Below are 8,315 nucleotides of genomic sequence, written 5' to 3' on the forward strand. Positions count from 1 at the left end.
GGCCCTTCGACGGACAGGACATCCTAGTGCCGACGTTGCCACACGAAGTGGCGGTCTTAGTCGGCCAGCGCTTTTCGGGGCTGACCAAGGCGCTTACGCATTTCTGAAGAGGTGGAATTGATGCAGCGCGTGACGAATTGTGTTTTGGTTAAAGATAATAAGATTTTGCTGCTGCAAAAGCCGCGCCGCAATTGGTGGGTGGCTCCGGGCGGAAAAATGGAACCGGGGGAAACGGTAAAGGACTCCTGTATCCGCGAATTTCGTGAAGAGACAGGAATTTACCTTCGGAATCCCCAGATTAAAGGGATTTTCACTTTTGTCATCAAGGAAGATGATCAAGTTATTTCTGAGTGGATGATGTTTACTTTTTATGCGACCGAGGCAGACGGCATTAATCTTGATGAATCGGAAGAGGGAACGATTTCCTGGCATGATCTTGATCGTATTAAAGAACTTCCGATGGCAGCCGGGGATTATCATATCCTGGATTATATGGTCCATGGACAGGGAATTATCTATGGAGCCTTTACTTATACACCGGATTTTGAGCTGATTAACTACAGGCTCGATCCAAATTGATCGTTTATGATTTACAAGGCTCTGTCATGGCCTAATTTTTTTTAAATACCTGTTGATTGTAGTGGAAGGCGCGAAGACTTCTCGAAAATGCTAACGCATTTTCTCGTGCGTGGGTCCATACGAGGAAGCTATTCAGTGTCCTGCGGGCGCAGCTGGTCAGGTGAGACCCCGCAGGAGCGAAGCGACGAGGAGGCTCAGCGCCAGCCCCGCGGAAAGCGAAGCGCCTGGAACGAAAATCAACAGCCTTGTTTAACAGACCATTAATAAAAATAACTACTTCACTTTCAGGGGGAAAGAGAAATGAGTACCGGATCGACTACCGATACCCAGCTGGTGATCATTACAGGAATGTCTGGAGCGGGGAAAACTGTTGCCATCCAGAGTTTTGAAGATCTAGGGTTTTTCTGCGTTGATAATCTGCCGCCTACATTGCTTCCTAAGTTCATGGAGCTGATGAAGGAATCAGGCACAAAAATGAATAAAGTGGCCCTCGTCATGGATTTGCGCGGCCGTGAGTTTTTTGATTCGCTATTTAAAGCGCTGGATGATTTGGCTGAGACAGCATGGGTGGCACCACAGGTTTTGTTCCTTGATGCTGATGACTCAACCCTCGTACGCCGATACAAAGAGACGAGACGTTCGCATCCGCTTGCTCCATCAGGCCTTCCGCTTGAAGGAATAAGGCTTGAACGTGAATTGCTTGAGGAATTAAAGGGCAGAGCCCAAACGATTTACAAAACGACAGATATGAAGCCGAAGGAGCTCAGGGAAAAAATCCTTGAGGAGTTTTCGGAGAATAAGCAGGCGACATTCACTGTGAATGTAATGTCATTTGGTTTTAAGCATGGCATCCCGATTGATGCGGATCTTGTTTTCGACGTTCGCTTTTTGCCGAACCCACATTACATTGACCATATGCGCCCGAAAACCGGCCTAGATGAAGAAGTTTCGACCTATGTCCTTAAATGGAGTGAAACGAATAAGTTTTTAGAAAAGGTTACGGACCTTTTAAGCTTTATGCTCCCTCATTACAAGCGTGAAGGGAAGGCACAGCTTATTATCGCTATTGGCTGCACAGGCGGCCAGCACCGGTCTGTTGCCCTTGCTGAGAATATCGCCAAGTTTTTCGAAAAGGACTATCATACCCGTGTCACGCATAGGGATATAGATAAAAGGAAGGGACAGCCAACATGAGTACGAATGGACTGCCAAGAATCGTCATCATCGGGGGTGGAACCGGCCTGCCAGTCCTGCTGCGGGGATTGAAGAAGCACCCAGTAGATATTACGGCGATCGTGACGGTTGCCGATGATGGCGGCAGCTCCGGCAGGCTCCGGGAGGATATGCAAATTCCTCCCCCTGGAGACATCCGGAATGTCCTGGCTGCACTCTCCGATGTAGAACCGTTGATTGAGGAGATGTTCCAGCACCGCTTTAATACGTCTAATGAATTATCCGGACATTCGCTTGGTAACCTCATCCTGGCTGCAATGACATCGATTACAGGAAACTTTGTCCACGCGATTCAGGAAATGAGCAAGGTCTTGAATGTCAGAGGAAAAGTGCTGCCTGCTGCGAATCGAAGTGTGATGTTAAATGCTGTTATGGAAGATGACAGTATTGTTCGAGGAGAATCGAAAATTCCTTATTCAGGCAAGCGAATCAAAAGAGTATTTTTGAATCCGGAAAACGTCAAGCCGCTTCCGGAAACACTTCAGGCAATCAGGGAAGCAGATTTGATTGTCATCGGACCGGGCAGCCTGTACACAAGTATCTTGCCAAACCTGCTTGTTAAAAGGCTTGGACAGGAAGTATGCAAAGCCCAGGCTCGTAAAGTATACATTTGCAATTTAATGACCCAGGCAGGGGAAACGCATAACTTTACAGCAAGTGACCATATTAAGGCAATCTATGACCATATGGATTGTGCATTTATCGATACAATCCTTGTGAATAACGAAACAATCCCTCCAGATGTCGAACTTCGTTATAAAGAGGAGCTTGCCCAACCCGTTCATTTTGATTTGGAAAAGCTGATGGCTCTTGGGATTGAGATCGTTCAGGAGGAAATAGCAGAGCTTGATGGAAATGTGATCAGGCATGATACAAAAAAAGTATCAGAAATTTTGTATTCTATGATTTTAAATGAAACTAAAAAGAGATATAACGCGTAATATAAGATGCAAGCGTTTGTCTCCTTAAAAAAATGGCTGTGTTAAGGTCAATGTTGATTTTTAGCACCTGGTAATTGTAGCGGGAAACCAACTAACATAGCCAAAAAAATAGACAGTATAGTCAAAAACAGCTCAAGCGCCTGAAGAGGTCGTTTTGTCCATTGAAGGCCATTCCATCAAGTCACTCGAGGGACCAGGCCTCCTAAGCTCTGCTTAAACACCGAGAAAATCGATGTATGGAACTTTTTCGTCTAATCAGAAGCGCTTGTGTTTTATATATTTAGGGGGTGAGAAGGTTGTCGTTCGCTTCGGAAACAAAAAAGGAACTCACGAACATTGATACAAAGGGCTGCTGCGCCAAAGCGGAACTTTCCGCCCTGATCAGGATGAATGGTTCCCTTTCCTTCTCAAATCGTAAGCTCATCGTAGACATTCAGACTGAAAATGCTGCCATTGCACGGCGGATCTATACCCTGATCAAAAAAAGCTATCAGGTCCAGGTAGAACTGCTTGTCCGCAAAAAAATGCGGCTGAAAAAGAATAATGTTTATATTGTCCGCTTGAAGGAATCGGCCAGAGAAATTCTGGAGGATTTAAAGATTTTAGGAGAAGGCTTTGAAATTATTCATGATATTTCCCAAGAACTTGTGAAAAAGAAATGTTGTAAGCGTTCTTATCTTAGAGGTGCATTCCTTGCTGGAGGCTCTGTCAATAACCCGGAGACTTCATCCTACCATTTGGAGATTGCATCCATGTACCAGGAGCATAATGAATCGCTTTGTGAATTGATGAATACTTTTGGACTGAACAGCAAAACGCTCGAACGAAAGAAAGGATTTATCACCTATTTAAAAGAGGCTGAAAAAATTACTGAGTTTCTGAACATTGTCGGCGGACATAACGCATTGATGAGATTTGAGGATATCCGGATTGTCCGGGATATGAGGAACTCGGTTAACCGCCTGGTAAATTGTGAAACTGCTAACTTGAACAAGACGATTGGGGCAGCTCTTCGTCAGGTTGAAAATATTCGTTATATCCGTGATACGGTAGGTCTGCACATTTTACCAGATAAGCTAAGGGAGATCGCCCAGCTTCGTGTCGATTACCAGGATGTTACCTTGAAAGAGCTAGGCGAGATGGTTACCGGCGGTGCCATCAGTAAATCAGGAATCAATCACCGGCTGAGAAAGATCGATGAAATTGCAGACAAACTGCGAGCCGGCCAGATCATAAATAAATAGAGGGTTAGAGGAGGAAATAAGAAAATGGTAGAAAAACAGGTTGAAGTGAAATTAAAAACTGGTTTACAAGCTCGCCCGGCAGCATTGTTTGTACAGGAAGCGAACCGCTTCTCATCCGATATTTTTCTTGAGAAGGATGGTAAAAAGGTAAATGCGAAGAGCATCATGGGATTGATGAGCCTTGCCGTAAGCGCGGGTGCATCAGTTAACTTAATCGCGGAAGGCAATGATGAAGAGGAAGCTTTGGAGAAGCTTGCTGATTATATCCAGCGCGAAAATTAATCAAAAAAACTCGTTCCCTTTAAAGGAACGAGTTTTTTTAAAAATTACTTATCTTTCTTTTCTTCAAGCACGTTGCGTGTAATAATTTGGTCTACTAGACCATATTCTTTTGCACGCTCAGCTGTCATGAAGTTATCGCGGTCTGTATCCTTAGCGATTACGTCAAGAGGCTGGCCAGTGCGCTCAGAAAGGATAGTATTTAATTTTTCACGAAGGAAAAGAATGCGCTTAGCAGCGATTTCAATTTCAGTCGCTTGACCTTGAGCACCGCCAAGTGGCTGGTGAATCATGACTTCACTGTTTGGAAGGGCATAACGCTTCCCTTTAGTTCCAGCAGCAAGTAAGAATGCTCCCATTGATGCAGCCATACCGATACAGATTGTTTGTACATCTGGTCTGATGAACTGCATTGTATCGTAGATTGCCATACCGGCAGTGATGCTGCCGCCAGGGCTATTAATGTAGATGGATATGTCTTTTTCTGGGTTTTCAGCTTCCAGGAATAAGAGCTGGGCTACGATTGAATTGGAGACATGGTCGTCAATCCCGCTTCCTAGCATAATGATGCGATCCTTTAAAAGGCGGGAATAAATGTCATATGCCCGTTCGCCACGATTCGTTTGTTCAATAACTGTAGGAATCAAGTTCATGTTTGTTTTCCTCCTTTAGCATAAAGATCTTCAGTGCCATGTAAAGGCAGTAAGCAAGCTGGCAGTAATTGGTTTGTCTGCCAGAATAGCTATGTATTTTAATGATACACGCATGGTCAATAAAGGTCAAACGAATCGCTTACAAAGCCTTCAGAAACTGTTCGACAATAAATTTGATCATTTTGACCAATTAACTCTACCGTATCCATCTTACCCATGATTACACATTTTAAACAAAAAATCAGTCTTGCAAAGCCAATGAATCTACCCTATAATAGGTAAACGTAACGCTAACTTGGTTAAGCGATACGACTATTAAAAATAGGCCCTCGTGGTGCAACGGATAGCACGTAAGATTCCGGTTCTTGAGATGTGGGTTCGATTCCTGCCGAGGGCGCTTATATTTTCGTTATTTTGCAGTGCCTCTGCGTTCTATTATGAACGTGGGGGCATTTTTTTTGTGTTATTTTACCGTTAGAAAATACTACGATATTACCACGTAAACATATAGCCAGCCTTAAGAATCTTTTCGAAGGGGGCTCTTCTATGCGGTGCAGAAAAGGCGTTACTAATCCCTTAGCCCGAGCGCTAGAGACTATACCAATAACTACTCAGAATAAATCAGTAACCTTTAACGGCGCAGTTAACGAATTTTTTTCCTATTGTTGACTTTCGAGCGAAACCGTTAAGTATTATCAGAAGAAGTGAAGGCAAACGGTTAGTGCTTACGTAGATATTGATATTCCTGTAACGGACATCTGAAAAATCAATACAAATCATCTCCAGTATCCAGAGGGCAACTACGGCAGAATGTTACGTAGCCAGGGCGAATTTTGAATGCTTGAGGGAGAACATATTTGAATACATGCTCCTGAATATAAATGACGAAAAACAATGGATGCGTTTTTCCTTAAAGGAGAATGGCAACTTTTTATTGAAATAAAGAGAAGGTAATAAAAAAATCTAGAAGAACGGCTGTTGATATAAACAATTTTCAATAGATACAAAAATCTGAGTGATCTAGGAGAGATGATAATGATATTTTTATGTATGGGCTATTTCAACCCTGAAAAAATGGATGCACGCCCAAGGGCAGAGATTGATGCCGTTATGAGTGAATGCCAGCCTGTCGTTGAGAATTTTTATGAAAGCGGTAAGGTGCTGATTGATGCTGGTCTGGAGTCAGAGACCAAAAGCTTACGCCGTGTAAACGGTAAGGTTATCGTAACAGATGGTCCTTTTACAGAAACGAAAGAGCTAATCGGCAGCATATTTATTTTTGAAGCGGAGGACATGGATGAGGCGATCCAGCTAGCCTCTCTGCATCCGACAACACAAATCAGCAGAGGGGAAGAGTTTGGCTGGCGCATTGAAATCCGTCCTGTTCATTACTTTAAGAATGATAAATGAGTTACCATAAAGGATGTTGCATAGAATCAATATGGAGTACATCCTAGTGTAAGCATATTTTTACCTATGATTTTCGGTTTGTTAGGATTAATATTTGCTTTAATTGGGATTAAAGCTTAGGTCAAAGGTAGGCTTGTTTTGATGAATGTTTAGGTGTTTCTCTTTAATTATTTTTAAATATGGGTTCGATACCTGCCGAGGGCGCTGCCAAAACCTCTTGTCTGATTTCAGGCAAGGGGTTTTTCATTTTTCGTTTTGACCAAAGCATTATGGCCAATTTTGAAAGCGATGCCAAATTCTTTCCATACACCAATGTCCATTTATCATGTAAAATAAGTGCAGGGGTGATTTAGATGGATCTTAAAGCCGGATTGTGGCAGAAGCAGACCTTAAAGTTGGCAATGACTCAAGAGCTTACACAGGCGATTGCGCTTTTGCAGTACTCTGCCCAGGAGCTTGCTGCTTTTCTTGAAGCTAAATCAATGGAAAATCCCCTGATTCAAGTAGACTTTAAAAATATCACTACATTTGATTCAGGCATGGACCGCACGAGAAAGACGTTGAAAAAGACTTTCGAGCGTGACCAGAAAAACCTGATCGATCAAATTGGCTCGAGTGAAAGCGAGACTCTCGAAGACTATCTCCTTTCACAATTAAATCTGCTTCGTGTGACACCTGAAGAAAAACATATTTTACATGTATTAATTGAAACCATAGATGAAAACGGTTACCTGAAGGATGACCTTACAAAAAGACTGAACCAGGCAGAAGAAGCCGTAAATTCAGCGCTGAAAAAACTAAAGGCCTTGGATCCAGCAGGAATCGCCGCTCGGAACCTTCAAGAGTGCTTGCTCCTTCAGCTGGAGCGAAAGAACCCTACACCAGAAAATGAGCTATCCAAAAGGATCATCGCTGAACACTTCCTGCTTTTTGCCGAGAAAAAGTGGAAAGCACTGGCGAAAATGCTGAGCGTCGATATAAAGGACATTCAAAAAGTCCATGATTATGTCCAGCAGCTAAACCCAAAGCCAGGAGCTATTTTTCAAAGAGAGAAGCCAGCTTACATCGTCCCTGACGTGGTTGTGAAGCGTGACGGCGAAGAACTGTCAGTCAGTATGTTTGATGCCCTGATCCCGAAAATCTCCTTTAATGAAGGATATTATCGGCAGCTTGCAAACCATAAAGATCAGGAAGTGAATAAATTTCTCCAGGAAAAACAGGGGGACTTTCAATGGATCCAGCGCAGCCTTGAACAGCGAAAGGAGACGCTGTTAAAGGTATCAATGAAAATTATAGAAAAGCAAAGGGAGTTTTTCCTGATAGGACCTGCGCACTTGAATCCGATGACGATGAGGGAAGTCGCCGAGGAACTTGAAATCCATGAATCCACGGTAAGCCGGACGGTCAGGGAAAAATATATGCAGACACCAGCCGGTACTTATGAACTGAAATACTTTTTCACAAGTTCTGTTCAAACGACAGAAAACGATCAAGCCTCATCGCAAAAGGTAAAAGCAGCGATCGAAGCTTTTATAAAAGAAGAAAATAAGCAAAAGCCAGTTTCGGATCAGGATATCGTCGAAATGTTAAAAGAGAGGGAAGGCATGGTGGTTTCCCGGAGAACCGTAGCCAAGTACCGTGACCAGCTTGGAATCCCCTCTTCCTCAAAGCGGAAACGTTTTGATTGATTTTACATGGTTTGTTTTTTATGATTTCGGAATAAAATATAGAATTCCGGAATATAATTGATTTTTCCGGAATAAAACGCAGAATTCCGGAATATAATCCAATCGATTTTTTGCGGAATAAGTATTTAGTCGATTTAAATATGAAAGCCTATGTTAAAGTTGAATGTTGATTTTTAAACCCTGTTGATTTTAGTAGAAGGCGCGTAGACTCCTCCGAAAATGTTAACGCATTTCCATCGTGCGTGGGCGGATTCGACGAAGCTATTCAATGTCCTGCGGGCGCAGCTG

The 8,315-nt window shown here is 43.1% G+C and carries 8 protein-coding genes and 1 tRNA gene; 8 read left to right on the plus strand and 1 reads right to left on the minus strand.

The window, feature by feature from the left end; genetic code table 11:
* The first annotated feature begins 120 nt into the window (after window positions 1-120).
* The 5 genes from V7201_RS00205 (at window position 121) to V7201_RS00225 (ending at window position 4,279) form a co-directional block, all read left to right on the plus strand.
* Window positions 121-579, plus strand: a complete 459-nt coding sequence (locus tag V7201_RS00205; RefSeq protein WP_335374773.1) for an NUDIX hydrolase — start codon at window positions 121-123, stop codon at window positions 577-579.
* A 300-nt stretch (window positions 580-879) separates the two neighbouring features.
* Window positions 880-1,773, plus strand: coding sequence for an RNase adapter RapZ (rapZ, locus tag V7201_RS00210; protein ID WP_335374774.1), 894 nt, complete (start codon window positions 880-882; stop codon window positions 1,771-1,773).
* Window positions 1,770-2,753 carry a gluconeogenesis factor YvcK family protein gene (locus V7201_RS00215; protein WP_335374775.1) on the plus strand — a complete coding sequence of 328 codons (984 nt, stop codon included), beginning with the start codon at window positions 1,770-1,772 and terminating at the stop codon, window positions 2,751-2,753. Before rapZ ends, V7201_RS00215 begins: the two co-directional genes overlap by 4 nt.
* A 296-nt stretch (window positions 2,754-3,049) precedes the next feature.
* The gene (whiA, locus tag V7201_RS00220) at window positions 3,050-3,997 is read left to right on the plus strand and encodes a DNA-binding protein WhiA (RefSeq protein ID WP_335374776.1); all 948 of its coding nucleotides are present in this window, start codon (window positions 3,050-3,052) and stop codon (window positions 3,995-3,997) included.
* A 24-nt stretch (window positions 3,998-4,021) separates the two neighbouring features.
* Window positions 4,022-4,279 (plus strand): HPr family phosphocarrier protein, encoded by a 258-nt coding sequence (locus V7201_RS00225; RefSeq protein WP_335374777.1) that lies wholly within the window; start codon window positions 4,022-4,024, stop codon window positions 4,277-4,279.
* 44 nt (window positions 4,280-4,323) lie between these two features.
* Here V7201_RS00225 and clpP read toward each other — a convergent pair whose 3' ends face one another.
* Window positions 4,324-4,929: an ATP-dependent Clp endopeptidase proteolytic subunit ClpP gene (gene clpP / locus V7201_RS00230; protein WP_335374778.1), complete on the minus strand. Its 606-nt coding sequence runs from the start codon at window positions 4,927-4,929 to the stop codon at window positions 4,324-4,326.
* A 325-nt stretch (window positions 4,930-5,254) separates the two neighbouring features.
* Between clpP and V7201_RS00235 the strand changes: the two genes are divergently transcribed.
* From V7201_RS00235 to rpoN, 3 genes are all read left to right on the plus strand, one after another.
* Window positions 5,255-5,326: transfer RNA gene (locus tag V7201_RS00235), tRNA-Arg, on the plus strand.
* A gap of 638 nt (window positions 5,327-5,964) precedes the next feature.
* Window positions 5,965-6,339, plus strand: coding sequence for a YciI family protein (locus tag V7201_RS00240; RefSeq protein WP_335374779.1), 375 nt, complete (start codon window positions 5,965-5,967; stop codon window positions 6,337-6,339).
* A 353-nt stretch (window positions 6,340-6,692) separates the two neighbouring features.
* Complete coding sequence (rpoN, locus tag V7201_RS00245) at window positions 6,693-8,027, plus strand: RNA polymerase factor sigma-54 (protein WP_335374780.1); 1,335 nt, start codon at window positions 6,693-6,695, stop codon at window positions 8,025-8,027.
* Window positions 8,028-8,315: the final 288 nt, after the last annotated feature.

Source organism: Bacillus sp. JJ1122, assembly GCF_036964885.1.
Classification (GTDB): domain Bacteria; phylum Bacillota; class Bacilli; order Bacillales; family Cytobacillaceae; genus Mesobacillus.

Excerpts from the sequence above, each read along its gene's own strand:
- V7201_RS00205 (WP_335374773.1), top strand. The coding sequence starts at position 121 with ATGCAGCGCGTGACGAATTGTGTTTTGGTTAAAGATAATAAGATTTTG.
- V7201_RS00225 (WP_335374777.1), top strand. The coding sequence starts at position 4,022 with ATGGTAGAAAAACAGGTTGAAGTGAAATTAAAAACTGGTTTACAAGCT.
- rpoN (WP_335374780.1), top strand. The coding sequence starts at position 6,693 with ATGGATCTTAAAGCCGGATTGTGGCAGAAGCAGACCTTAAAGTTGGCA.
- V7201_RS00240 (WP_335374779.1), top strand. The coding sequence starts at position 5,965 with ATGATATTTTTATGTATGGGCTATTTCAACCCTGAAAAAATGGATGCA.
- V7201_RS00215 (WP_335374775.1), top strand. The coding sequence starts at position 1,770 with ATGAGTACGAATGGACTGCCAAGAATCGTCATCATCGGGGGTGGAACC.
- rapZ (WP_335374774.1), top strand. The coding sequence starts at position 880 with ATGAGTACCGGATCGACTACCGATACCCAGCTGGTGATCATTACAGGA.
- clpP (WP_335374778.1), bottom strand. The coding sequence starts at position 4,929 with ATGAACTTGATTCCTACAGTTATTGAACAAACGAATCGTGGCGAACGG.